Annotated in this window: 24 protein-coding genes and 2 pseudogenes; 9 read left to right on the top strand and 17 right to left on the bottom strand. The window is 42.2% G+C overall.

Annotated features, from left to right (window positions below):
* Positions 1–18: 18 nt before the first annotated feature.
* Positions 19–345, bottom strand: a complete 327-nt coding sequence (locus LC653_RS08690) for a DUF6464 family protein (protein WP_229494105.1) — start codon at positions 343–345, stop codon at positions 19–21.
* A gap of 223 nt (positions 346–568) precedes the next feature.
* Complete coding sequence (locus tag LC653_RS08685; RefSeq protein WP_229494104.1) at positions 569–1,063, bottom strand: hypothetical protein; 495 nt, start codon at positions 1,061–1,063, stop codon at positions 569–571.
* A gap of 315 nt (positions 1,064–1,378) precedes the next feature.
* On the opposite strand from LC653_RS08685, the gene LC653_RS08680 reads away from it, so the two are divergent.
* Complete coding sequence (locus LC653_RS08680; RefSeq protein ID WP_229494103.1) at positions 1,379–1,843, top strand: GNAT family N-acetyltransferase; 465 nt, start codon at positions 1,379–1,381, stop codon at positions 1,841–1,843.
* On the opposite strand, the gene LC653_RS08675 is transcribed toward LC653_RS08680, so the two are convergent.
* Positions 1,844–2,176 (bottom strand): hypothetical protein, encoded by a 333-nt coding sequence (locus tag LC653_RS08675; RefSeq protein WP_229494102.1) that lies wholly within the window; start codon positions 2,174–2,176, stop codon positions 1,844–1,846.
* A 793-nt stretch (positions 2,177–2,969) separates the two neighbouring features.
* The gene (locus LC653_RS08670; RefSeq protein WP_229494215.1) at positions 2,970–3,995 is read right to left on the bottom strand and encodes a lysophospholipid acyltransferase family protein; all 1,026 of its coding nucleotides are present in this window, start codon (positions 3,993–3,995) and stop codon (positions 2,970–2,972) included.
* A 937-nt stretch (positions 3,996–4,932) separates the two neighbouring features.
* Between LC653_RS08670 and LC653_RS08665 the strand changes: the two genes are divergently transcribed.
* Positions 4,933–5,187 carry a helix-turn-helix domain-containing protein gene (locus LC653_RS08665; protein ID WP_229452375.1) on the top strand — a complete coding sequence of 85 codons (255 nt, stop codon included), beginning with the start codon at positions 4,933–4,935 and terminating at the stop codon, positions 5,185–5,187.
* A 1-nt stretch (position 5,188) separates the two neighbouring features.
* Positions 5,189–9,031: a PAS domain S-box protein gene (locus LC653_RS08660; RefSeq protein ID WP_229494101.1), complete on the top strand. Its 3,843-nt coding sequence runs from the start codon at positions 5,189–5,191 to the stop codon at positions 9,029–9,031.
* 99 nt (positions 9,032–9,130) lie between these two features.
* Here the strand turns inward: LC653_RS08660 and arsC are convergent, their stop codons facing one another.
* The 4 genes from arsC to LC653_RS08640 form a co-directional block, all read right to left on the bottom strand.
* Positions 9,131–9,526 carry an arsenate reductase, glutathione/glutaredoxin type gene (arsC, locus tag LC653_RS08655; RefSeq protein ID WP_229494100.1) on the bottom strand — a complete coding sequence of 132 codons (396 nt, stop codon included), beginning with the start codon at positions 9,524–9,526 and terminating at the stop codon, positions 9,131–9,133.
* Positions 9,527–9,574: 48 nt separating this feature from the next.
* The gene (arsH, locus tag LC653_RS08650; RefSeq protein WP_229494099.1) at positions 9,575–10,234 is read right to left on the bottom strand and encodes an arsenical resistance protein ArsH; all 660 of its coding nucleotides are present in this window, start codon (positions 10,232–10,234) and stop codon (positions 9,575–9,577) included.
* Positions 10,235–10,419: 185 nt separating this feature from the next.
* Positions 10,420–11,118, bottom strand: coding sequence for an MIP/aquaporin family protein (locus tag LC653_RS08645; protein ID WP_229494098.1), 699 nt, complete (start codon positions 11,116–11,118; stop codon positions 10,420–10,422).
* Positions 11,119–11,435: 317 nt separating this feature from the next.
* A complete protein-coding gene (locus LC653_RS08640) occupies positions 11,436–11,759 on the bottom strand; it encodes an ArsR/SmtB family transcription factor (RefSeq protein ID WP_229494097.1) in 324 nt (107 codons plus the stop codon).
* Between LC653_RS08640 and LC653_RS08635 the strand changes: the two genes are divergently transcribed.
* The gene (locus LC653_RS08635) at positions 11,754–11,945 is read left to right on the top strand and encodes a hypothetical protein (protein WP_229494096.1); all 192 of its coding nucleotides are present in this window, start codon (positions 11,754–11,756) and stop codon (positions 11,943–11,945) included. The two genes, LC653_RS08640 and LC653_RS08635, sit on opposite strands and share 6 nt — an antisense overlap.
* Here the strand turns inward: LC653_RS08635 and LC653_RS08630 are convergent.
* The 5 genes from LC653_RS08630 to LC653_RS08610 all read right to left on the bottom strand — a co-directional run bounded on the left by LC653_RS08630 (position 11,942) and on the right by LC653_RS08610 (position 16,285).
* A complete protein-coding gene (locus LC653_RS08630) occupies positions 11,942–12,337 on the bottom strand; it encodes a type II toxin-antitoxin system VapC family toxin (protein ID WP_229494095.1) in 396 nt (131 codons plus the stop codon). The genes LC653_RS08635 and LC653_RS08630 overlap by 4 nt on opposite strands.
* Positions 12,334–12,618: a hypothetical protein gene (locus tag LC653_RS08625; protein WP_229494094.1), complete on the bottom strand. Its 285-nt coding sequence runs from the start codon at positions 12,616–12,618 to the stop codon at positions 12,334–12,336. The genes LC653_RS08630 and LC653_RS08625 overlap by 4 nt, the downstream gene beginning before the upstream one ends.
* An 85-nt stretch (positions 12,619–12,703) precedes the next feature.
* Positions 12,704–13,936 (bottom strand): aspartate aminotransferase, encoded by a 1,233-nt coding sequence (locus LC653_RS08620; protein WP_229494093.1) that lies wholly within the window; start codon positions 13,934–13,936, stop codon positions 12,704–12,706.
* Positions 13,933–15,123 (bottom strand): iron-containing alcohol dehydrogenase family protein, encoded by a 1,191-nt coding sequence (locus LC653_RS08615; protein ID WP_229494092.1) that lies wholly within the window; start codon positions 15,121–15,123, stop codon positions 13,933–13,935. The genes LC653_RS08620 and LC653_RS08615 overlap by 4 nt, the downstream gene beginning before the upstream one ends.
* A 640-nt stretch (positions 15,124–15,763) precedes the next feature.
* Positions 15,764–16,285 (bottom strand): Ycf51 family protein, encoded by a 522-nt coding sequence (locus LC653_RS08610; RefSeq protein ID WP_229494091.1) that lies wholly within the window; start codon positions 16,283–16,285, stop codon positions 15,764–15,766.
* A 482-nt stretch (positions 16,286–16,767) separates the two neighbouring features.
* Between LC653_RS08610 and LC653_RS08605 the strand changes: the two genes are divergently transcribed.
* The gene (locus LC653_RS08605; protein WP_229461752.1) at positions 16,768–16,956 is read left to right on the top strand and encodes a DUF6887 family protein; all 189 of its coding nucleotides are present in this window, start codon (positions 16,768–16,770) and stop codon (positions 16,954–16,956) included.
* 111 nt (positions 16,957–17,067) lie between these two features.
* On the opposite strand, the gene LC653_RS08600 is transcribed toward LC653_RS08605, so the two are convergent.
* From LC653_RS08600 to LC653_RS08590, 3 genes are all read right to left on the bottom strand, one after another.
* Complete coding sequence (locus LC653_RS08600; protein ID WP_229485238.1) at positions 17,068–17,586, bottom strand: hypothetical protein; 519 nt, start codon at positions 17,584–17,586, stop codon at positions 17,068–17,070.
* Positions 17,587–17,911: 325 nt separating this feature from the next.
* Positions 17,912–19,291 (bottom strand): O-antigen ligase family protein, encoded by a 1,380-nt coding sequence (locus LC653_RS08595; RefSeq protein WP_229494090.1) that lies wholly within the window; start codon positions 19,289–19,291, stop codon positions 17,912–17,914.
* Positions 19,273–20,115: a YaaW family protein gene (locus tag LC653_RS08590; protein WP_229494089.1), complete on the bottom strand. Its 843-nt coding sequence runs from the start codon at positions 20,113–20,115 to the stop codon at positions 19,273–19,275. Before LC653_RS08590 ends, LC653_RS08595 begins: the two co-directional genes overlap by 19 nt.
* 208 nt (positions 20,116–20,323) lie before the next feature.
* On the opposite strand from LC653_RS08590, the gene LC653_RS08585 reads away from it, so the two are divergent.
* The 4 genes and pseudogenes from LC653_RS08585 (at position 20,324) to LC653_RS08570 (ending at position 23,414) form a co-directional block, all read left to right on the top strand.
* Complete coding sequence (locus LC653_RS08585; RefSeq protein ID WP_229494221.1) at positions 20,324–20,530, top strand: hypothetical protein; 207 nt, start codon at positions 20,324–20,326, stop codon at positions 20,528–20,530.
* Positions 20,531–20,554: 24 nt separating this feature from the next.
* Complete coding sequence (tnpB, locus tag LC653_RS08580; RefSeq protein WP_229494088.1) at positions 20,555–21,802, top strand: IS200/IS605 family element RNA-guided endonuclease TnpB; 1,248 nt, start codon at positions 20,555–20,557, stop codon at positions 21,800–21,802.
* 10 nt (positions 21,803–21,812) lie between these two features.
* A pseudogene (locus tag LC653_RS08575) lies at positions 21,813–22,364 on the top strand (NAD(P)/FAD-dependent oxidoreductase); the annotation flags it as partial.
* 672 nt (positions 22,365–23,036) lie between these two features.
* On the top strand, positions 23,037–23,414 hold the full coding sequence (locus tag LC653_RS08570; RefSeq protein ID WP_229494087.1) for a hypothetical protein: 378 nt from the start codon (positions 23,037–23,039) through the stop codon (positions 23,412–23,414).
* Positions 23,415–23,742: 328 nt separating this feature from the next.
* Here the strand turns inward: LC653_RS08570 and LC653_RS08565 are convergent.
* Positions 23,743–23,957: pseudogene (locus LC653_RS08565) on the bottom strand (hypothetical protein); the annotation flags it as partial.

Below are 23,957 nucleotides of genomic sequence, written 5' to 3'. Positions count from 1 at the left end.
TTAGGCAGGTAAAATTTATTAAGCCCTTTTTTCACTACCAGCTAATTCCTTAGGTTCGTAGTGACGGCAACCATTACAGGGGCCTTCAGGATTGACAGCACAACGCATGTAGCCAGATCGGGCATTAAATTTGCAGCTGATATCGCCAATCAGATAACCCACGCCTTCTAAATAATAGCGATCGCCTTCTACAGGTCTAAGGTTTTGTCGTCCCTGCACTACTGGAAAATTCATGGCTGCTTGCCTCATCGGTAAGCGCGATCGCGCATGGGTTTTGCGGATCGCCCACAGAGAAATCAGGGACGGTAAAAAACCAACGGCAATCACTAAAAGTGTCTTTAACACCTTCTTTTTACCTCTTCTGTGCGCTGATTGATTGTGCCTGATGTTGCACTCTGGTTTTACGGAAGTGCAAATATTAGGGCAGGTTTGCCTACTTAATACCACAGTTGGTAGCAATTAGCAATGGCAGTGTAGTGAGTAATTTTGAGCAAGAATTTCCTTCTGCCACTTTAATCAGCATAACTGTTACAACCTCAGGGTGATCTGGCGTTAAATGTTGATAATTTTAAGATTTGTTGACTAATACCTTTTTGAGGAAGCGTTTTGTGTCAGCCTCAGCCCCATTCTTGTTTTTTCTGTGTCGCTGCGATGCTAATCTTTTTTTGGTTTGCTGACGAAGTTGCTGTGCTAGCAGTGCGGCTTCCCTTTCAGCTCGGAATAAATCAACTTTTCGCGTTGTCAAAATAAATGATTCGTTAGACTTTCGCTTCACCCAAGGCACCCTAACTGCGAAATACTGACAAATATTTTTGCATAGCTGCTTTATCAAGAATGGGTAAGGTTTTTGAGTATTCAGTGTGTTAGCGATCGCTTTCAACTCTAATATCGCTGCTTCTAACTCTCCCGCCATCTGATTGATGCGTTCGACTTGTGTTATAAAACGCTCCCGTTCACTGATGATTTTTTCCTCTTGGGGTTGCAGTGGCACTATAGCAGTAATTACAGATGTAGGCTGGAACAGCAAAATGGGCTTTTTGTCCGTGTCTTGGATTTTTTTCATACTACCTCAAGCAAAGCTAGCTGACTTTTAAGGCATTTTAGCAGTTAATTAGTATACTTGTACTATAAAATTGTGTATATAAAAGTTTCATCTAATAAATTTTGCTGTATATAGCAGCTTGCAGTTGAGTCCAATACAGACCTAACCCCCAACCCCTTCCTTTCAAGGGAAGGGGAGTAAGACTCAAAGCCTCTCTCCTTTTAGGAGAGAGGAATGGAAGTGAGGTCAAAACTGTACTGCACTCGGAAGCTGAAGTAGACCCGCCAGCGCTGATAATATTTCTAGTAGAGTTATTTGTGATTAATTACCTTTTTTATGAGATTAAGAATATACGAAATAGCTGATACCGAAGAAATTATGAAATTGTTCTACGACACTGTTCATGAAGTGAATATTCATGATTACACACAAGAACAAGTAGACGCTTGGGCGCCAGCAAATATGGATATTGACGTATGGATTAAAGGTTTAGGAAGTAAGTTTACTTATGTAGCAGAGGAGCAGGGTAAAATTATTGGTTTTGGGGAATTAGAGGCTAATGGACATATTGATCGTTTTTACTGTCATAAAGATTTTCAAAGAAAAGGGATTGGTAAGAAAATATTAAAACAGCTTGAATTAAAAGCAAAATCTTTGAAAATTGAAAAGTTATTTACAGAAGCTAGTATTACAGCTAAACCTTTTTTTGAAAGCCAGAACTTTATTGTTGTAAAACAGCAAGAGGTAGAACGTAGAGGGCAAAAGCTAATAAATTTTATTATGGAAAAATCAATTGAATAATTACACCGAAATATTACGATGTTGGTTATGAATATCGTGATGTTGGTTATGAATATCGTGATGTTGGTTATGAATATCGTGATGTTGGTTATGAATATCGTGATGTTGGTTATGAATGTCGTGATGTTGGTTATGAATGTCGTGATGTTGGTTATGAATGTCGTGATGTTGGTTATGAATGTCGTGATGTTGGTTATGAATGTCGTGATGTTGGTTATGAATATCGTAATTTTGGTTAAACTGATATCTTGCACGAGTTTCAGCAACCGCCTCAGAATAAAAAACTCCACGCCACTTGCGGGATGGAGTTTTTGGGCATGGGGAATAGGGCACTTGTACTGAGCGAAGCCGAAGTATGGGGGAGGCAGTGACGGGTACGCAGGGGTTCACCCCGCGCGAGAGCAACTGCCGTCATGGGGAAGAGTCACCAATGCCCAATGCCCTGTTTGGCCCAAGCGACGGGGCGACTATCCCGGAACACCCAACTCTTGGGAATTGAGTTTCCCGCCGACTTTCAATGAATTCTGAGGCTAATAAGCTAAACCACATCTAGTTTGCATATCTAAAATTTATATAACTCTTGTGGGGTGGGCATCTTGCCCGCCGTAATTATGCAATTTAAATGTGGAACAGCTTACAGCAGATTGCATAATTACGTGAGGTACAGATGATCTTAAGGGCACAGCAGTGCTCATAGGTGTCAACTTAACGTGAAACCCTTGTCAAGACGTGATATTGAGTTCATTCACTTACCATCACGATCCGCATTACCCCACCCCGGCTTTGCTGACGCAAAACCTCCCCTCCCCGATGCTTTGGGGAGGGGATTGAGGGGTGGGGTAGAACGGTTGTGGGACATAGGTTTGAGCTTAAGTTGACACCAATGAGCAGTGCTGTGCCCCTACCTGTGTACTTCATTTAGCTAAAGTTTTCTAAAGAAGACTGACAAACGTAAAGAAGTTCAAAAATCGGCGTTGCATATTTGCGGGATGATTTTGCTAGTTTTGTGGGATGGGCATCTTGCCCGTCCCTTGTATTTCAGGGCGGGCGAGACGCCCACCCTACAAGAATCATCCCTTGATTCAGCAACGCCCAAAAATCAAATCGGATTGCTATAGGATTAAATTTATCTCAATAACTGATTAATTTTAATTTGCAGTTTTTCTCGTAATTGTTGTGCCTGCCGATAAGCTACTGTACGCCCTTTGTTTGAATAGTTGTGCAATTCTGCTGGTTCCAAAGGCTGAATAAAGTAATGCAGGCGAGTTCTCATTGCCCAAACTCCCATTGAAGGAAACAGAATTAAGGCAAGCATTAAAGGCGAGATAGGCAAAAATGGTAATTTGACTAGTCGTTGTAATTTTTTGACATTAACAGCCCAAGGATGTAAAGATTCACTACCGATGCAAACTACTGGCAGAATAGGAATTTGATAGCGATCGCTCAACTTAATAAAACTTACATCAAACTTTTCTAGTTGATAGCGTCTCTTCCAACCTTTCAGAGGGCCGCGGATACCTTCGGGTGCATATAAGAGAATTTTACCTTGGGCGATCGCTGCTTCAAAATCATCTAATTCGGCTCGCACACCACCCAAAACCTGCGACCATTTAGGTGGTAGCCACCAAATCATCCAAGGATGCTCAAATAATGCTGGACTTGCTACGGGTTGTAACACCCATCCTCTAGCTTCACTTAATAAATAACCTAAAGTCAAAAAATCCCAAGGAAAGCTCATCCCTGCATGGTTCATCGCCACAATCAATGGCCCTGTTTGCGGCAAGTTTTCGACTTGTTGTAATTCTCCACGAAAATAGTATTTGACGATGGGGCCGAGAACTTCTTTGCGAAAAGCTTGTTGATATTTGGAATCAAATTCACTAACTTCTGTTCGGGGTGAACGAAAACCAAGACGGAACCAACGACTCAGCAGCGCCAGATAAAATCCGCCAGGAATTAAAAATAATCCATATTCGGGCCAATTCCAACCGTCTGAATCGGTATGATAGTGCTGCCAATGACGGTTAAATATAATTAGCCAGCCTGGAGGATACCAAAGACAAAACCAATCAAACCAGCTAAATATATAGTCTTCACCTGGTGCATTTTCCAGTTGAGTGTTTAGGAGGTTTTCGGAGTGTTGATTAATCAAAACAATGATATTAAATAATTCGTAATTCGTAATTCGTAATGACGCTCGCGGACTCGCTCTAAGCGAAGCCATGCCGTTGGCGAAGCCTCTCGTTCGCGTTAGCGTCTCCCCTTGGGAGAAGAGAAGGCTTTACGCTGCGCTAACGTAAATTTTGTTTTGTAATGTGGATTTAACCCCAACACAAAACTTGCCGATTATAGAACCGGGGGACTTAAACCCACGGAACTAGTTAATTAGGCAAAAATTTTATTTAAATCTTATTGTAGCTTTATAGCTTTGCCATTGGCATCTTACCTTAGAAGTAAAATTAACTAGATGTTTTGCAAACACTTATAAATGCAAAGTATTAGATAAAACTTATGTATTCAGCATATCTGTAGCAATCCTATCTAAGTTGTTAAAATTCGCCGGATCTAACTTTTCACGAATGATTTAGGATTGCTGCTATATATACAGCAGAATTCAGAATTCAGAATACAGAATTCAGGAGTAAAACACGCTTTATACTTGGATAACAGACGCGAGCTTGTGTACCTCACTTTCCTTGAAATCTGCTGTATTATAAAATATTAAGTAGGTTACGAACTATGACATGTAATACACCACTCATAGATTTTTGGCGGTGCATGATCCTTGAAAATTATTAAAGCTCTTATAATATTATTTTGGCATCACGCACCTGACAAAAATTAATATTTATTTTATAGTTACCTTCTACAGTTATTTTGTCTCAAGAAGTTTTTGTCGCACCATGTTAAAACAGTTAACAGTTATCAAAAGTATGGTGAGGACTTAAATCAGTGAACAGGAATTCATGAGGACTAATAAATAATATTGGTATTTAGCCAAAAGATGAAATTGATAATAACTAATGACAGTTTAAATTCTTCCTCAAGCTGGAGACAAATGGCGAGACACCTGTCCTACTCTTCCTATTATGGAACTAGGAAAGTCACTAAAAATTTCAGATTTAATCCGTGAACTTCGGCAGCAGCTCGATCTCTCTCAGGAAAAGTTTGCAGCCAAGTTGGGAGTTTCCCTGCGAACAGTTAATCGCTGGGAGAACGGATCTACAGTGCCTTCACAGATGGCACTAAAGCTAATTGAAGAAATGTTACAGAAAATGGGCGAACCAGGTAAAAGACTACTGAACGAGTATCTCCTAAAGGCAAAGCAACGGGAGGACTCTTAAGATGATGGTAAAAGTACTCGAAAAAATTTTGATGATGCGCTCTTGGTTACTAACCTATGGTGTGATGATTCTGGCGGTCATGGCGGCACTGCTGCTGACGCGACTGTTGTTGCCAGTCTTCGATCCGAGCGTATTTACATTATTTTATGCTGCTGTGGCAATCAGTGCCTGGTATGGCGGCATGAGACTTGGAGTACTAGCGAGCGCTCTTTCTGTTACAACTGCGCTCTATTTTTTGATCGAGCCAGTCTACTCCTTCGATTTCCTCAGCCCGAACGTCTTGGTAAGATTAACCTCATTCTCACTAGTATCCTTCTTAATTACCGCCCTCTCTTCAGAGTTACGAACTGCCAGACGCAAGGCAGAGACAAGCTTAAAGTTGTTGCAAAATAGCGAAATGCGGTTTAGCCGCCTAGCAGAATCCAACATCATTGGAGTTATCGTAACTGATATGAACAACGGCTCGATCATAGAAGCCAATGATGCTTTTCTGAAGATGGTGGGCTATACACGAGAAGATTTTGCCGCTAACCAAATGAACTGGCGTGAGATTACCCCACACGAGTATCTTCTTTTAAGTGAACGTTCAGTAGAAGAACTTAGAACAACCGGAGTATGTAAACCCTTTGAGAAGGAATACATCTGCAAAAATGGCGATCGCATTCCCGTTTTGCTCGGTTCTGTCCTCGTGGGAGATACTCAAGAAAAGGTCATTGGCTTCGTTGTTGATTTGAGCGAACAGCAAGCTGCACTACGCGAACGCAAGCAAGTAGAACAAACTTTGCGGGAGAAAGAGGAACGCCTGAGATTAGCTAACGAGCGTTTTGAGTTAGCATCTGCTGCGGTCAACTGTCTCATTTATGACTGGAATATAGAGCAGGATACCGTTGAAAGAACCGAGGGGTTAACCAGAATTTTGGGTTATTCTCTCGACATCGCCCAACCAACAGGTAGTTGGTGGCGTCAGCTTGTCCATCCAGAGGATTTGCAACGTGTAGAAGAAGATGCGGCGATCGCTTTGGCAAATGGCGATCGCTATGCTGCCGAGTATCGCATTCGCAACCAATATAACCAGTACGTCTACGTATTGGATCAGGGAATAGTGGTGCAGCGAGATGGTGATGGAAAACCAGTCCGCTTAGTTGGCAGCACTACAGATATCAGCGAACGCAAGCAAGCAGAGAAGGCAGTCCAAGCAAGTGAAGAACGCCTCAGGAGTTTTGTAAAAGCGAATATAGTTGGCATTCTCTTTGGTGATGTGAACGGTAGCATCACTGAAGCCAACGACGAGTTCTTGCGAATTGTGGGCTATACCCAAGCAGATATCCAGGCAGGCAGACTACGCTGGACTGATATCACGCCTCCTGAATACCAATATTTAGATGAACTGGCTATTGCCGAGGCAACAGCAAAGGGAACCTGTACTCCTTATGAGAAGGAATGCATTCGCAAGGATGGTTCTAGTGTGCCGGTTGTAGTTGGCTACTCTCTGTTAGGCGAATCTCAACAGAACTCAGTTGCATTCATTCTTGATATTAGTGATCTCCAGCAAGCTAAAAAAGCGCTGAGTCAGAGTCAAGAGCAATTTCAAGCTTTTATGGACAATATTCCAGCCGCAGCATGGATTACGAATGCAGACGGACGTGTACTTTACCTCAGCCCCACTTATCTGAGTACATTCGATGTAGCAACAAATAAGGCGATTAATAAAAACATTTTTGACCTATACCCAGCCCAAATCGCTCAACCCTTCCTTGATAACATTAGAATGGTTGCCCAGACAAATCAGGTTATTGAAGCGATCGAGTCTGCTCCACGCACAGATGGTACTCTGGGGGAATTTTTAGTATATAAGTTTCCCATTGCCGATGCATCTGGGCAATGTCTGGTAGGAGGGGTTGCAGTTGACATCACTGAACGCGAACGCACCCTTCGTGAACGGCAGCTTGCAGAACTTGCCTTGCAAGAGCGCAGTGAAAGACTCAAACTGCTCTCTGAAACAACCAGTGATTTGCTTTCAACCGAGCGCCCCTTGGATCTAATGAACAGCTTATTTAGCAAGCTCTCGGCGCAGATGGATTTGCATTTTTACTTCCACTATTTAATTGAGACGCACGAGAATAAGCAGAAACTTCGGTTAGTGGGTTGGAACGGGATTACTGATGAAGTATTTCAAGCAATTCAATATCTGGAATTTAATCAAGGAATGTGGGGACTAGTGGCGCAAGAACGTCATCAAATTGTCCTCAATGACGTGCTGCACTCTACTCATCCAAATGCCGACATCCTTATTGCTTTGGGAATCACAGCTTATGCAGGTCAACCATTAATTGCTCAGGGAAAACTGCTTGGTGTCCTCTCCTTTGCCAGTTCCACCCGTACCCGCTTCACTTCTGGGGAAATTGCACTGCTGCAAGCAACTTCCGATCAGGTGGCGGTTGCTCTGGAACGCGCTCAGTTGATGGATTCGTTACAGCAGCAAAAAGAGCAATTAGTCCAAGCTAATCGGATCAAAGATGAATTTTTGGCGGTTCTTTCCCACGAACTTCGCACACCGCTAAACCCGATCCTGGGATGGTCGAAGTTACTGCAAACTAAAAAGTATGATCAAGCAACCACCACTCGCGCTCTGGAAACCATTGAGCGCAATGCCAAGCTTCAAACTCAACTTATTGAAGATTTGTTGGATGTCTCTCGCATTTTGCAAGGTAAACTCAGTCTGAATATTGCTCCTGTGAATCTGGAAACTGCGATCGCATCTGCAATAGAAACTATACGTCTAGCCGCCCAAGCCAAATCTATCAATTTGCGATTTACTATTTTAGACTTTCCTGCAGAACACTACGCAAACGGCTACGCCAACGACTTCTCTACGAGACGCTACGCGAACGCTCAGGAACCATCGAACGATTTTGGATTAGAAAATTCTCACAGAAATTTAGAATCTATCGATTTTAACAACCAACCTGACAATCTAAAATCCCAAATCCAAGTTGCACTTCCAGCGTCCCAAAGGTGCGATCCAAAATTCCTAGTAACTGGTGATTCCGGTCGCTTGCAGCAAGTTATCTGGAATCTACTTTCCAATGCTATTAAGTTTACGCCCCAAGGTGGACAGGTAGAAATCAGTTTACAGTCTGTTGGTTCTCAGGCTCAACTTCGAGTCAGTGATACAGGTAAAGGAATTAGCCCCGATTTTTTACCATTTGTATTTGATTACTTCCGACAAGCTGATGGCGCAACTACCAGGAAATTCGGCGGACTGGGATTAGGATTAGCTATTGTTCGTCACATCGTAGAGCTACATGGCGGCACAGTTAAGGCTGAAAGTTTGGGCGAAGAACAGGGAGCAACCTTTACAGTCATGTTACCTCTAATAAACATTCATCTCAATAGCCATCAAATTGATAGACAACCTGATAATTCGCCTGATCTAAATGGGGTGAAAGTTCTACTTGTGGATGATGAGCGTGATACGCGAGAGTTAATTGCTTTCATTCTGGAGCAGTCTGGCGCGGTAGTAACTCAGGCAGCATCTGCTATGGAAGCACTACGAATTATGCCTGAGTTCCAGCCAAATCTGCTGTTAAGCGACATTGGAATGCCGCAAGTAGACGGCTATATGCTGATGCGTCAAATCAGAGCCATGTCACAAGAGATGGGAGGGACAATTCCGGCGATCGCTCTTACAGCTTACGCAGCTGAGGCTGATTATCAACAGGCAATTGCCGCCGGATTTGGGCAACATATCACCAAGCCTGTGGAACCAGCTAAGTTACTTCAAGCGATCGCAAACCTGATTTATAGTTGTAGCAACCTGCAAACTAACTTACGATCCTTTTAAAATCTAAAAAGACATAATTAACTCGATCGCAAACCTGATTTATAGTTGTAGCAACCTGCAAACTAACTTACGATCCTTTTAAAATCTAAAAAGACATAATTAACTGAGAGACTCAATTAACTGCACAACTCGTTCTTTAACTTCATCTCGAACCCGCCGAAAAACTTCAATTGATTGCCCTGCTGGATCATCAAGTTGCCAATCTTCAAAGACATCTCTTAACACCCACTCTTCGGGTAAGTTAACACCACAACCACATAATGAAATCACAGCATTATAATCATCAGCATTGAAATTACTTAAAGCTTTAGAAGTCTGATTGCTAATATCAATCCCAACTTCTGACATCACTTTAACAGTGATAGGATCTACCTCACTTGCTGCCAAACCTGAACTAGCAACAACTACTTTACCTTCTCCTAATATTCGCGTAAATCCCTCTGCCATTTGCGAGCGGCGGGAATTATGCTTACAAACAAACATTACTTTTTTCATGATGTTGTTATTTTTTGATAAGTTGACAGAAGAAAAATCTGATAAACTTTAATTGGTATTCATTTCAAGCGCACTATTGGCTACTCTAACGGTTTCTTGTACTGCTTTTTCTTTACGTTCGCTGTAGCGGTCTGTTAGGTAGTCAACCTGATCGCGCAATAACACCGTAAATTTGTAAAGTTCTTCCATAACATCGATGACGCGATCGCGGTAAGGTGAATCCTTCATCGTTCCGTCTTCATTAAACTCTTGGTAAGCTTTCGCCACCGAAGACTGATTGGGAATCGTAAACATTCGCATCCACCGCCCTAAAATTCGTAGCGTATTAACAGCGTTAAAAGACTGAGAACCACCACTTACTTGCATGATTGCTAATGTTTTGCCTTGAGTCGGTCTAACTGCTCCTAAATTTAAAGGAATCCAGTCAATTTGGTTTTTCATAATGCCAGTAATATTACCGTGCATCTCAGGAGAAGACCACACTTGCCCCTCAGACCAGATGCTCAATTCCCGTAATTTTTGTACCTGGGGATGAGTATCTGGCACACTGCCATAAATGGGTAATTCATGAGGATTGAAAAACCGGACTTCTGCACCCAATCCCTCAATGATTCGAGCGGCTTCTTCTGCTAACAAGCGGCTATAGGAGCGCTCCCGCAAAGAACCATATAAAAACAATATTTTTGGTGGATGTTTGAAAGAGGTCACGTCGCTTCGCTCCGAATTCAAAATTCAAAATGACGCTCGCGGACTCGCTCATAGCGTTGCCATGCCGAAGGCTTTACGCTGCGCTAACAAAATTCAAAATTAATAATCCCCATAAAGAAATTTAGTTGCTCTGTATCCTTTTCTGTTTCAGTCATAGAAATAAAATCGCCATAAATCTTGCTCCTTTATTCTTTGAAATCGCTAAATCCGTTGAAAAGTTGTCGATATACTATTACTGCTAATTGCGCTCCTAAAATGGGTGCAACCCAATAAACCCAATGATGCAGCCAAATTCCTCCCACCAAAGCCGGGCCTAAAGAACGCGCTGGATTCATACTTGCACCTGTAATTGGCCCCATAAATGCTGCTTCCATCCCCACCGTCAACCCGATCGCTAACCCAGCAAAACCAATATGGGCGCGGCGATCTAGTCCAGAACCCAAAATTACAAACATCAATATAAAGGTGAGAACGAACTCCAACACCAAAGATTGCAACCAATTCCCATTCAGTGGTAGAGTCGCCCCTAAATTCGCAACTCGCCCTAAACTAATTAGTAGTAAAGCTGAAGCTGCGATCGCACCTACTAATTGTGCCAAAATATACGGCAATACTCGCTGTTTTGGAAAAAAACCACTCGTCCAAAATGCCAAGGTCACCGCAGGATTGAAGTGTGCGCCGCTCAGATGGCCAATTCCGTAAATCAACGCAGTCACGACTGCACCAAATACAAAACTGATACCGATATGCGTTATACTGCCACCACTAATCGAGTTCACCATGACTGCACCAGTCCCGGCAAACACCAAAATAAAGGTGCCAATTCCTTCTGCTAAAGCTTCTCGCCAGCAATACGCCAGCGATTTTTGTAAATTTGATTTCATGCCTCTGGTAGGCACTTTAGAACCCTTCATTTCAAGAAAAGTTGATGTATATATCTTATTTCAAAAAAAGTTGATATGTCAAGCAATATAGTTACAAAACAACCGTCTTGTAACTATATTGATACGTGAACCAGTTATATCATGTTCGGGTAATTAGTTATGATTCCCACAGTCATTGCACCCTACCCCCAGCCCCTTCCCGCTTGCGGGGAGGGGAGACAAAGCGTAGCTTTGGCGGGGGTGGGGTTCTTCGGATTTAATAAGCAATCAAGCGGACATGATATTAGACAATTACCCAAGCATAGATAAACTTGTCGCTAATCGCAGCAGGGACGCACCGATGAAATTACACCATTATGGTGAAAATCTGCCAAATATTCCTCTAAAACACTAAATTGGGGTAAATTCAAACTGTAGTAAATCCAGCGTCCTTCGTGGCGGGAGTGAACTAAGCCAGCTTCCTTGAGGGTTTTCAGATGAAAAGATAGTTTCGACTGACTAACCCCCAAGGCTTCGCACAAATCACATACACATAATTCTCGTTTTCGTAGCAATTCCAGCACACTAATCCTGAGTGGATCAGAAAGGGCGTGAAAGCCCGCAGCAATTAAATGAGGAATAGTGGCGGCGGGGGTTTGCATGAATTAGATTTCGATCGGGGTATGCTATCTCTATTGTGCAGCAGAGACTACAGTTTCAGAGATTCTAGCGTGGGCATTGGCATTTATGCTTTTATGGGTTTAGCAATTTTTGAGTGGAATGCTGACACTATAAGAACAGCGATGTCTGACGACAAGCCGAAGAAGCGTCTACGCACTAAAGATTAAGGAAGAATTCTTTTTACATCAGAATAGGCAAGTATTTTTTCATCTACACTCACCAAAGGAACATCATACATTCTTGCTGTTGAAACGATAATTCTATCGGCTGGATCTTTATGAAAATTTCCTGGAAGGGAGTATGAATCAATGGCAATTTGGGGAGTGATTGATAGAAGAATTACTCCCTCTTGTGCCAAAGCAATATCGAACCATTCTTGAATCGAACATGGAAGAATTAACTTATTTTGGGTAACAAGTCTGCTAATCTCTAACAAACTTATGGAGCAAACACCTAAACCATGAAGTCTTTCCCTATTTATTGCTTCACGGTGGGGAGGAGTCAACTTTGAATCATTGTGATTCCACCAAACCCAAATATGAGTATCAAGAATGATCACAAATCGTTCACTTCATAATTTTCATTCATTTCCCAATCATCATCAGAAATAACGGGTTCATTAGGATCTGCCAAATAAGCATAGGGTTGCATTTCTCCAAGAGGATTAACGGCAAATTTGCTTTTATTTTCCGAAGAATAGCTGATTTGCCCCAATTTTTCTTGGATACTTTCACTCAAAATAGAAGAAGCTAGTTCTTCAACAGACATTTTTTTTAAAGCCGCAGCTTTAATTAGAGATTCTTGAGTTTCTTGACTGATGTATATATTAGTACCAATCATTGTTAACTCTTTCTATTTTTTTACATTATACCAAACACGATCAGCAATCATTTTAGTCATGTAATGTTGGGTTTCCTTCCTCTAATCAACTGACGAGATCGGCGATCGCTTCTGAAGTAGAAACTACGCTTTCAGGTTGATAGCGGATGCCCGCTTGCTTGAAGCGATGTAAAGCTTCACCCAAGCGATCGCAGTCGGCAATCAAACTGATCCTGACATAACCTTCACCTGCAACCCCAAAGGCATTACCTGGGGTAAGAACAACGCCAGTTTGCTGCAATACATTCAAGGCAAAGTCCGTGGAACCCATACCCACAGGACACTTCACCCAAAGATACATAGTCGCCTTGGTTTTGGGGATATCCCAACCCAACTCTCCTAACCCTTGAATCAGGAAATCGCGGCGGGTACGGTAGCGTTGTTGTACCTCGTGTAAATACACATCTGGCAGTTGCAAGGCGGTTTCGGCTGCTGTTTGTAATGCGGCAAAAATGCCGTAATCCAAGTTAGTTTTTAGTGTCCGTAAACCTTGAATTACATGGCGATTACCCACCACAAACCCAACGCGCCAACCAGCCATATTGTAGGTTTTAGATAAGGTGTGAAATTCCACACCAATTTCTTTGGCGCCAGGAATTTCTAGCAAGCTAGTGGGTTGATAACCATCAAAAGCTAACTCGGCGTAACACAAGTCATGCACCAGCAAAATTTCATATTTGCGGGCGAAGGCGACGATTTCTTCAAAAAACTCGCGGGGTGCGGTGGCAGCGGTGGGATTGCTGGGATAGTTGAAATAGAGAATTTTAGCTTGTATTGCAACCTCGTCAGGAATTGCAGCTAAATCAATTAACCAGTCATTTTCTGGTTTGAGGATCAAGCTGTGAATTTTCCCCCCTGCAATCGCTGGCCCCCGAAAATGGGCGGGATAAGCTGGGGAAGGAACTAGAACTAAATCGCCAGGGTTAACGTAGGCAAGTGCTAAATGGGTTAATCCTTCTTTAGAACCGAGTAGCGGTAAAGCTTCGCTATCAGGATCGAGAACCACACCATAACGGCGATGATACCAGTTGGTAATCGCCCGGCGGAAACTAGCAGTCCCCTCAAAAGGAGGATAACCGTGATTGGCGGGATCTTTCAAGGCGGCGATCGCAGCTTCTACAACTGGTGCTGGTGTTGCACCATCGGGGTTTCCCATACCCAAATCAATTAAATCTAACCCTTGTTCCCGCGCTTTAGCTTTCAGTTCATCTAAACGGGCAAATACATAGGGCGGCAGTTTTTGTATACGTTCTGCTGGGACAATCCAATTTAAACTCATGCTTCAACCTCGTCACTGATTCCCTTGGGCGAAACTCGATTCATATCTTTACTATCTATGGGTGCAGTGGTAGAAACCATTGCCGCCATCAACTGTTCTGGCGCGACTTTAAACGGTAGTCGATGGATGTCAGAATTAGGAACTAGGGCAATTTCGGCCGCTGTTTGCAACTCGCCTAATGTAATATTGCCCAATCCCAGATCACTTAATTTTTGGGGCAGTCCAATTTCTGTGTAGAACTTTAACAATTGTTGTCGTGCCGATGCTGCTAGTTGATTGCCTTGTAGCATTTCTTCTAAACGCAATTGCACCAAAATTCCAAAAGCAACTTTTTCGCCATGAATACTGCCATGCCCTGAAATGTGCGTTAAACCATTATGCACGGCATGGGCCGCAACTGTGCGACACTGTGCCCCTCCAAGTCCTCCAACTACCCCAGCTAATAAAACAGTCGCGTCTACGACTTCTCGCCAAACCTCACTAGCTGGTTCTTTCAGGGCGGGGGCTGACTTTTGCAACAAGATATCTCGCAAAACTCGTGCTTGTTGCACCGCAGCAATAATTAAAGTGTCTTGCAAATGCCCACTGCTAACTGACGCTTCATACCACTTAGCGATCGCATCACCAATTCCAGCTACTAAAGTCCGTTGTGGTGCAGTTTTAATCAAGTCATAATCAAGTATCAATAAATCGGGACAACGAGACAGCCCCACATCGTAAAGAAACGCCCCCTCTTCGGAATAAACATTCGACAGGGCACTCCAAGCTGCACAAGTAGACGCTGATGTCGGAATTGTCACCACTGGTAACTGTAACTGATGCGCGACTAATTTCGCTGTATCTAAGGCTTTGCCACCGCCAACACCAATAATTACATCAGCTTTATGTTCTTTTGCTTTCTTCTGTAAAGATTTCAGGCTAGCTTCGCAGCAATCTGCACCATAGGAAGCTTGGGCAGTATGTAACTGTTGCGTTTCTAAAACTGGGAGCAAATTTTTTCGGCTGATGGCGAGAGTAGACTCACCCGCCACAATTAAGGGACGACTTCCCAAACAGGCGATCTCTGCTGCGGCTGCTTGCAACACCCCAGAACCACGGATTACCTTTGCTGGGGCAACTGTGAGCGTAAATAATGAACTAGAGGTTTGAGTAGACAAAGAAGGTTGAGTAGAAATTTGATTAGACATATAATCTAGTTTGCCAAAACCTTGATATTTCTTAATCTAATAGACTGGTGACAAGGAATACTTGTTGCCAAACTGGTTTTTGGATGGCTCCAACCTTACACCCGACTCATTTGGATTTGAGCCAAGCAATCAACTAGACAGAGTAGTTTCACGAAGTTGCTTGAATCTATAATGCCCATTAGCTTGAAATTCCGAACTATCAAAGTTTTGAATAACCGTATAATTAATTAACATTACCATTCTCAGATTCTCAAGAAAAGGGATTGAGAACTGAATAATCTGTCAATGGTCATTCCAGCTATGGATAGGTGCGTAGGGGCGAACATTTATCTGTACGCCCCGACAGCTAATTCATTTGCTGCAAAGACTTGTGAAAATGTCAACAGTGGTAATTAGAATAACAACTGACAAATCACAACTGCCAGTACCCATTACCTGCACGCTAATTAACTTTTTCCCAAAGTGTAACCACTAAAAGTGTGAATATCTTAATCTAAAAATAACTATAAATGTATCGGTAAATACAAAATAAATTATGTCATCCTGATAACAGGTAAATTATTTTTGTCCTCTTGCATGAGACAGGGGATAAGGAGAAACTTGTACAAAAATTCCCCCTGCCCCCAGCAAGAACTGCCTCTTAAGCGGTAGGTTTTGGCAATTGGGCGAATTTTTCTGTGTAAATTTCGATTGCGATCGCAGAATTTTCACGAGAAACGAGCGATCGCTTGGCCTCACCCAAGTAAACTGGTACAGAAGTCCCTGGCTCTGGGTGGATAATGGTACGAGCGCGAACTGTCAAGTTATCGTCTTGCCGTGTACCTGAGCGACCAGAAGAAAACAGATTACTAACTGCTTGACGTAAAGTTGCATCTAATTGTGTGGGTGTAATTTGGGGTGATGTGGCAATCACGGCTTGTGTTGACCCATTGTCATAAACTAAAGTGTACCGGGCTGCTCCTGGAATCACAGTCCGACTCAAGGGGACTATCGAGAGTGCAAATAAACCAGCCGTCACCACCAGCATAAAGCCAGTCGTACCCACCAAGCGAAAGCGGAGGCCCCATTTGAGAATAAAAGCCAAAACTGTTAAGGCAGCAAATAGCAAGGTAGCTATACCTGACCATTGGGTGTACTGAAGAAAGTTAGCTGTTGTGAGCATAAGGTTGGTTATGGATGCGTCTTTTTTTTCGTTACCGACACACCCATTTTACCGAGAGCTTACACCATACTGATTATCGTAGTCTTTAATGCCAATCAGAATCAGGACTTACGCACAAGGAACGGAAAATCGAACCACAGAGAAGCCAGTGCGCCCTTGCGGGTTCCCCGACTTGAAGCAACTGGCGCGACGCAGAGAAGCCAGTGCGCCCTTGCGGGTTCCCCGACTTGAAGCAACTGGCGCGACACGGAGGAATAAGAGTTTGAGAGGTTTTTTGAGTAAGTCCTAAGAATATTGGGTGCGATCGCAGTCATAATAAAGTTTAAACTTGGGTTTAGCCTAAGTTGAGCGGTGAAATGGAGCCAACCTCAGAACAATTGAAACAGTTATACCGAGTTACCTTAGATGAGCGAACAAATAACATCGTAGTAATAGCAGTGAAGAGACAGTTGTAGTAATTAATCCAGAAGCAGAGGTTGATTATGAATAAGCCTAACTTTAGAGAAATGACACGCAAGCAATTGCGAGATTATATTTTACAAAATCGTGGCGATACCGAAGCAATTCACGCCCTAGCATTACACGTTCAGTCTAATGGCAAACGTCTCAATTCAGTAGATGAACTACAACAAGTCATCCAAGAAAAACGTAACCAAGGCTTAGAGCCATAGCTAAAAAACAAATCATCACTCCGTTAGGGAGCAATGCGATTTTGTTAGGTTGTAGCGAATAAAGCTGGGAAAGAAATTGCTTAACCAACTTCCCCAGCCTCCACAATTTTTCTAGAATAGTATTGGCTCACCAGAGACAATATGGGAATTTTGAGATGTCTGCAACTTAGTTTGAACACTATCAATGATTGCTAGCCAATCGGCATCTCTGTTCCATTCAGAGCGAATCCTGGTTTTAGTCGCCGCGTCGTAGAGGTTACAAAAAACCACATTCTCTTTTCCAGCAATTGCAGCGATAATCAGGGGCTTGGAAAAATCCTGGACACATGATGCAGCTAAAAGGAAAGTTTTAGCAAAGTTCGTTTCTATCCCAGTCCTAACAACATAAATTTCATCCGCTCTAACAACGATGTGTAATTTATTGTTGACATTTCCCTTAAATTCTCCCGATTTTAATTTCAGTTCAGAGATATACCCAGTTAGCCCTGTTTTGTGGACAGGAATAGTTTGATCATTATTTATATCGTAGTTATACCATAGGTAGGATTCTCCGTTTAATTCTCCGCTTTTCACATGCAAATAAATAGGTTCTGGCGGGTTACAAAGACCTAATTTCATTTCAGTGACCATGTTTTACATTCCTTGATGAAAGATAAGATTTTTTTAGATATTCCGTCAAATCAATAGGTTTTAAAATTGTGCTTTAACTGAAGAGAAATAATAAATATATATACAAAAAGGCATCTACAAGAGATGCCCGTCATGCAGGAAAACCCCAAAGGGTTGTCCCTACACCTTCCCAACAATCAGCAACAGTAACTAATTAGGTATTAGTCACACTCACAGACGTGAATATAGTAATCTTATTAACTTGAAACTCTAAATGTCCCCAGTGCATACACTGAAAATGAAATGATGGATATTTGAAGTTGCTGTTTGTCATTTCCTGACTTGACTAATTTGGATGAGATGCAAGCCTGTCATGTAGGTTATAACGATGTACTACTCCACAGATGCCAGCCAAAATTAACCATGAAAACGCATTCAAACGAAAATCGAATATGGTTACATCTACTGTATTGAATAGAACCCACCCAACAAAAGCCAGAAGATAACTGAAAAATATCAATCTGTCTTCTTTATTTATATATTTTGACTTTCGCAGTAATTGGACACCTGTAATCAAAATCCAAGCGAGTAAGCCAAAAAATAACAGAGTACTGGGAAAACCAGTTTCAGCAGATAACATCAAAAACAAGTTATGGGGATGACCCAAGGGAATCTGCATCTGCGCTTGGTAGAGTCCACTAAAGCTGCGTAACCCCCAGCCAGTCAAAGGATGTTCCTGAGCTAAAGACCAGGCAAACTGCCACTGAGCTTTTCGCATTAAAGCGACTGGTCTATCTGGATACATGTCATCATTTAACCTTGCCCAAAAGAAGGCAGGAACGTACTGACGAAAAATTTGAGCGACTGGCGAGGGAGCAAAAGCTGCCAAAAGCACACTAGAGACGATCGCAGCGACGCCACCCACAAGAATGCGCCAACCTTGGTAGAGTGCATAAGCTAAACAGGCAAAAATAGCGATCGCCCACCCATTGCGCGAGTTGGTAAAAATCAAGGCGATGAAATTTGTAATCATCGCCACGCTTAGGAAGAGAAAGGGGAGTGGAGAGTGGCTAGAGACGCGATTAATCCCGTCTGTACTGGGGAGATGGGGGAGAAATGACTGTTTATTTTTGACTCTTAGTTGCTGATAGTTTTCTAGCCACAACCCTAAACCAAGAATGAAAATTATCGCTAGATAAGCTGCGAAGGTGTTAGCGTGCAAGAAGAGTGAAGCGATGCGACCTGGCGGATTTCCTCCTGGTACGATTATCCAATTCAACACAACCCATAAAATCTCTAAATTCAAACTCCAGCCTAAAAATAACTGCCCCAAGCCGATAATTACCAGGGGCATGGAACCGATCACCAAAACCCAAGCCATTTGCCGCAATTGGGTAAATGTTTGAATCAGGGCGCTATGGGCAACGAAAAGTAAAAAGAAGGGTAATAAATTAAATAAGCCGAGGAAAGCTGCTGTCTTATCATCGGCAAACCCAGCACTCACGATCAGCAAGACACTCAAAAGGGCAAATCCCCAGTTGAGGGGGCGGCGACTAATTTTGCGGGATTGTTTCAACCAAGTGATTAATGAGACAAAACCGATAGTCACAGCCCCCACCAAAGGACTCAATGGGAAGATTAACAGTGCCCATAGAGAGTAGTTCCAAGAAGATTGCCAACGAGACTTGAAATAGTCAAAAACCTTGTTCAAGCTGGCTCCCAACATTCCTCACGAGTGAGGCGAATTTGAGCTAAAGTGAAAATAGTCGGGATGATCCGACCATAGTTAGTGGCGATCGCTCTCCAACCTAAATCCGCAAAAAACCAAGTCCACATTATTGGCCCAATCACAGCAAACATAGTCCGGGCTGCCCCATAACGAGCTGCATTCACAGTCATACCCCGTTGCGCCATTTGCATAGCTACATAGCTTTGAAACTGCTTTGTAGCTGCTTGTGAGCCTGTAATCGCCGCTTGTTTGGCTACTTCATAAGTAGCAAAGTGGATGGCAAATTGACGGGCAATTTGTTTAAGTACAAGTGGCTGAAGCATAGAAGTAACAGCGATCGCACTACCGCCTTTGAAAAGTAAGCCCAAGGGGTCACGTTGCAATAAAAGTGGTAGCGGTTCTTTTAATTCTGATTTGACAAGCTGACGCTGCACTTGTAGAGTCAATTTTTGCTTTTCTTGTTCAGGCAATTTTTTCCACACTTGTCCTAGCAGATGCAAAAATACTTCTGATTCTAAATCAATGGTTGCCAGCTGATTAGAATAGGTAATTTTTAGATACTTACATACGTGAACTAATGCTTCTCGGTAAGTTACCTGGCCTGTGCGTCCCCGCAATACTGTCATCCCGTCTGCCGCCAAAAAGCGAAAGCGGCCCTCTAGTGCGTCTAGCCAAGCTTTGCGGTCTTGGCTTTGCACTTCAATGGGTTCGGGTGTGTGTACATAGTCTAGGGGATTGAACTTACGACTAAATAGAATTGCCGTTAAATCTTGTAATTCTTCTTCGGTCGCTAACTCTAGCGCCGCCCTCATTTCATCCAATTTCCCTTCCTCCCTTCTATGCAGCTTTGTGTACCTTATTCTACTATTAGCTTTCAGCAGTCATTAGTAGTAATTTTGTCCTTTGATAATAACGAATAACTAATGACAATTCAGAAGGCAGGAGGCAGGTGGTTGCCGAGCGCAGTCGAGGTGAGGCAGGAGGTAGAAGGTAGGAGTAACCAACACGCAACAGCGTGGGACATAGGCTGTGGACACTTTGTATCTTGTGGCACTTTCCGCTTATACCAGTGTCTTCTTTTTAAACTGGGTAATAGCTTTAGTTGTCGCCATTCCTGCACCTCAAGCTGTGATGCTGTTGGAACCTTTGGGTGAAAGTGTATTGGATGCAGTCTTTCTTGATGTCTTTAGCCGCACACTCGTGACTAGAAGTCATGAGTTAGGCGTTCTATATTGAGTGTGAGTTCGTGTTAAAATTAAAATGTATCCTAGTAATTGCAAAAAGTTGCCAACCATCCAAAAAGCATTTAAAGTAACTCTCATTCCCACCCACAATCAAGAAGTCTTAATCAACAAGACTATTGGTTGTGCCAGGTATGTGTACAACCGCTTTTTGGCATTAAGAAAGGAGTTATACAGTACCGAGCAAAAAACATTAAACTATCATGCTTGCAGTCAGCAGCTAACTGCACTAAAAAAAGAAATTGAATGGCTCCAAGAGGTAGATAAGTTTGCGTTACAGAACTCCCTCAAGAATTTAGAGACAGCATATAAAAACTTTTTTGCTGACCTTAAAAAGGCTAAAGGGAAGAAAAGTGTAGGTTTTCCTAAATTCAAAAAGAAGTATGGATGCAAGCAGTCTTATAAAACTAATCTCACCAATGGCAATATTCAAATTATAGAGAATCGTTTAAAGCTTCCCAAGTTGGGATGGATAAAGTTCCACAAATCACAAGACATTCAAGGTAAGCTTGTAAACGTTACCATAACTCGCACTTCATCTGGTAAATATATTGCTAGTATTTTGTGTGAGACTGAGATAGAAAAATACCCTCAAGTCACAAAAAATATTGGGCTAGACCTGGGAATTAAATCTTATCTTGTTACAAGCAGTGGTGGAGTTGTAGATAATCCCAAATATTACCGGACTCAAACTCGTAAGTTACGCTCATGCCACAAAAAGCTATCCCGCAGTATAAAAGGTAGTAATAATAGAGTCAAAGCAAAAACCAAGCTGGCTCGTACTTACGAACGAATTACGAATTTGAGAGATGATTTTCTGCATAAGTTGTCAACTCGTTTAATCAAAGAAAACAGTATTATCTGTATCGAGGATTTGCGAGTTGCTAACATGGTTAAAAATCACAAATTAGCTTTGAGTATTTCAGACGCTAGTTGGTCAAAATTCGTTACCATGCTTGAATATAAAGCTTTGTGGCATGACAGAATTGTGCAAAAAGTTGGGACGTTTTATCCCTCATCTCAGACTTGCAACTGTTGTGGTTTTGTCAACCCACTAGTTAAAGATTTAAAGTTGCGTGAATGGTGTTGTCCTAGTTGCAGTAATTACAACTTGAGAGACGTAAACGCAAGTTTAAACATATTGGGAGAGGGCTTGAGATTAATAGCCGCCGTGGGTATCCCGGAGGCTCTAAACGCTTGTCGAGAACTTGTAAGTCCTGAATTACTTCAGGCAGAGATCGTTGAAGCAGGAATCACGCGACTTTGAGTCGTGTGAGGTTCAAAATTTGCGTTCTGTAGAATTTTACCCTTCAATTAGTGCGTAGACGCAAAGCGGCTTGTCGTCAGACATCGCTGGATATTCTCCCACATCCCAACCACTCCCTCAGTGGAAAGCTCTAACTTTTGTGGATGATGCTGATTTAGCATGGATTGGTTTGGACAGTAGCAAGCGTCCAAACCCTCAACAACCACATTTTGTGGTGCAAAGTAGCGCTGATTTCGCTCAACGCCATCTAGAATCCCAGGATTTACAACCTGTCGGACAGCTTATGTTGCAACCAGCAGCTGAATCTCTGTCCCTTCCTTGGCTGAATACACCCGAATGGATGCAAGTACATCGTTGGCGTTATGCCTTTCCTAGCCGTCCTTGGCATGAAGCTTTTTTGTCTACCGGAACTCCCTTACCTTTAGTTTGCTGTGGTGATTGGTGTGGCGGCAATCTTGCCGAAGGTGCAATGCTTTCTGGATTAGCTGCTGCTGATGAAATTAATAATAAGTTGCATCATCTACCTTTAGATAATGTGAACTTTCTAAACGTTTTTGTCTGATCCCTTCATCTGTCGCTAGACTGATTTTGCCCTCTAGCGAGTCGCTATTTTTCTGAGTTACTAAATCAACATGCAACAAATAAGTTTTTTAGATGAAACAGCAAATTTTGCCGCAACTCTAAAAAGTGATGTAAATTAAAAACAGAGCTTAACTTCATTAAAAACTTGTTCCTAATTCAAGTTGTTTTATTGCCGTTAATCTTGATCCCCTAGCCTTGATGCTGCGTTTTATGTAGAAGATTTCTGCCAAAAAGGCAGAAATTTGAAATAATTAGGATTATAAATATAAAATGTAGCGAACTTCCCAGCATATTGGACGCTGCTCTAATAAGTCATGCTGTAAAACAGTATAAACTTTAACTAAAATAAGCGAAGCCAAATGTCTGATATTCGACCAAGATAAAAGGCTAGTTTCAGTGTCTATTGCATCTGTCAGTTGAATCACTTCTAACTGATTGTCATGACGACGTTGCCATCTAAAAAATTTGTTTTTTCCACCAATCATTGACTGGATTAAAAACAATACGATTCAGTTAAGACTTGATCCTCCCTAACCCTCCTTAAAAAGGAGGGAATTTAGCCCCCCAATTTATCGGGGGGTTGGGGGGAGCTTCCGGGGCAAAATATCGCGAACACCAAGCCTATTGGGATTAAAAAAGGAGTTTAAAAATCATGAAAACGGTAGTCAATTTAACACAGCAATCGATAGTAGGAGAGATTGAAAGCGTTTTGGATACATATCCATACCATCCATATCAACAAGCCTTTGCAATTCCTGACTTACGCCAAGAGTTAATTACTTTCGTTCTCAACCGTATTCCCTCCTTTTACAGCACGATGTCTGACGGACATATTCCGCTAGCGGAGGCTGAAGAAGGAAGCTTGGCTTATTACAAATTGCCTCGTAAACCCTTAGAGCAGCAACTACATTTACAGAATTTGATTCACCAAGGCATTTGTTTAATTGTTCAAGAAAAGTCAGATTGGATTAGCCATCATGTTTGTGAAACAGTTCAATCAGCTTGTGAACCCTCTCACTGGTTTGGTTAACGAAAATCTTTAGTCATTAGTCATTTGTCCTTAGTCATTGGTATTAATGGCTAACGCTCTTTTATGTCTCTGGTGAGAGAAAAATGCTCTGATTTGCTGAGATTTTTGAAATTCCTTGAAGACTGTGAACAATACAGGCGCTGCTATGTCGGAAATATTGAGAAGTAATCAAATATATCCGTGAAAAAACCAAGTCATGGCATAGATTAGAGGTAACATGATTTAGCCACAAAATCATGTTGAACGTGAATAAAAAAACTACTAAAAAAGCCTTAAACCCTAGCTGGGGAGGGTATAGAGAAAAATCTGGCAGGAAATCTACATGGAATCATAAAGAAACAAGCACAATCCGTATACCAAAAGCTTTTGAGGAAGAACTGATGAGGTATGCACGATATTTGGACACAGGATTCATATCAAACTCTTGCCACAAACCATACTTAGCCTCTTGCTCTGGCAAGCTAAACTCTCGATGATTACTTCTTATCGCTAATAAATAATGTTTTTCATACTTGGATAATACAGCAATAAATGTTGGACTTT

It is taken from the genome of Nostoc mirabile CHAB5784 (assembly GCF_020829645.1).
GTDB classification, from domain to species: Bacteria; Cyanobacteriota; Cyanobacteriia; order Cyanobacteriales; family Nostocaceae; genus Nostoc; species Nostoc mirabile.
This window is presented reverse-complemented; position numbering and strand designations above follow the sequence as displayed.

Bases quoted from the DNA above. Each gene is read 5' to 3' on its own strand.
- LC653_RS08660 (WP_229494101.1), top strand. From the start codon at position 5,189: ATGATGGTAAAAGTACTCGAAAAAATTTTGATGATGCGCTCTTGGTTA.
- LC653_RS08645 (WP_229494098.1), bottom strand. From the start codon at position 11,118: ATGAAATCAAATTTACAAAAATCGCTGGCGTATTGCTGGCGAGAAGCT.
- LC653_RS08620 (WP_229494093.1), bottom strand. From the start codon at position 13,936: ATGAGTTTAAATTGGATTGTCCCAGCAGAACGTATACAAAAACTGCCG.
- LC653_RS08615 (WP_229494092.1), bottom strand. From the start codon at position 15,123: ATGTCTAATCAAATTTCTACTCAACCTTCTTTGTCTACTCAAACCTCT.
- LC653_RS08685 (WP_229494104.1), bottom strand. From the start codon at position 1,063: ATGAAAAAAATCCAAGACACGGACAAAAAGCCCATTTTGCTGTTCCAG.
- LC653_RS08625 (WP_229494094.1), bottom strand. From the start codon at position 12,618: ATGATTGGTACTAATATATACATCAGTCAAGAAACTCAAGAATCTCTA.
- LC653_RS08605 (WP_229461752.1), top strand. From the start codon at position 16,768: ATGAATAAGCCTAACTTTAGAGAAATGACACGCAAGCAATTGCGAGAT.
- LC653_RS08610 (WP_229494091.1), bottom strand. From the start codon at position 16,285: ATGCTCACAACAGCTAACTTTCTTCAGTACACCCAATGGTCAGGTATA.
- tnpB (WP_229494088.1), top strand. From the start codon at position 20,555: ATGTATCCTAGTAATTGCAAAAAGTTGCCAACCATCCAAAAAGCATTT.
- LC653_RS08640 (WP_229494097.1), bottom strand. From the start codon at position 11,759: ATGCAAACCCCCGCCGCCACTATTCCTCATTTAATTGCTGCGGGCTTT.
- LC653_RS08680 (WP_229494103.1), top strand. From the start codon at position 1,379: ATGAGATTAAGAATATACGAAATAGCTGATACCGAAGAAATTATGAAA.
- LC653_RS08595 (WP_229494090.1), bottom strand. From the start codon at position 19,291: ATGTTGGGAGCCAGCTTGAACAAGGTTTTTGACTATTTCAAGTCTCGT.
- LC653_RS08665 (WP_229452375.1), top strand. From the start codon at position 4,933: ATGGAACTAGGAAAGTCACTAAAAATTTCAGATTTAATCCGTGAACTT.
- LC653_RS08600 (WP_229485238.1), bottom strand. From the start codon at position 17,586: ATGGTCACTGAAATGAAATTAGGTCTTTGTAACCCGCCAGAACCTATT.
- arsC (WP_229494100.1), bottom strand. From the start codon at position 9,526: ATGAAAAAAGTAATGTTTGTTTGTAAGCATAATTCCCGCCGCTCGCAA.
- LC653_RS08570 (WP_229494087.1), top strand. From the start codon at position 23,037: ATGAAAACGGTAGTCAATTTAACACAGCAATCGATAGTAGGAGAGATT.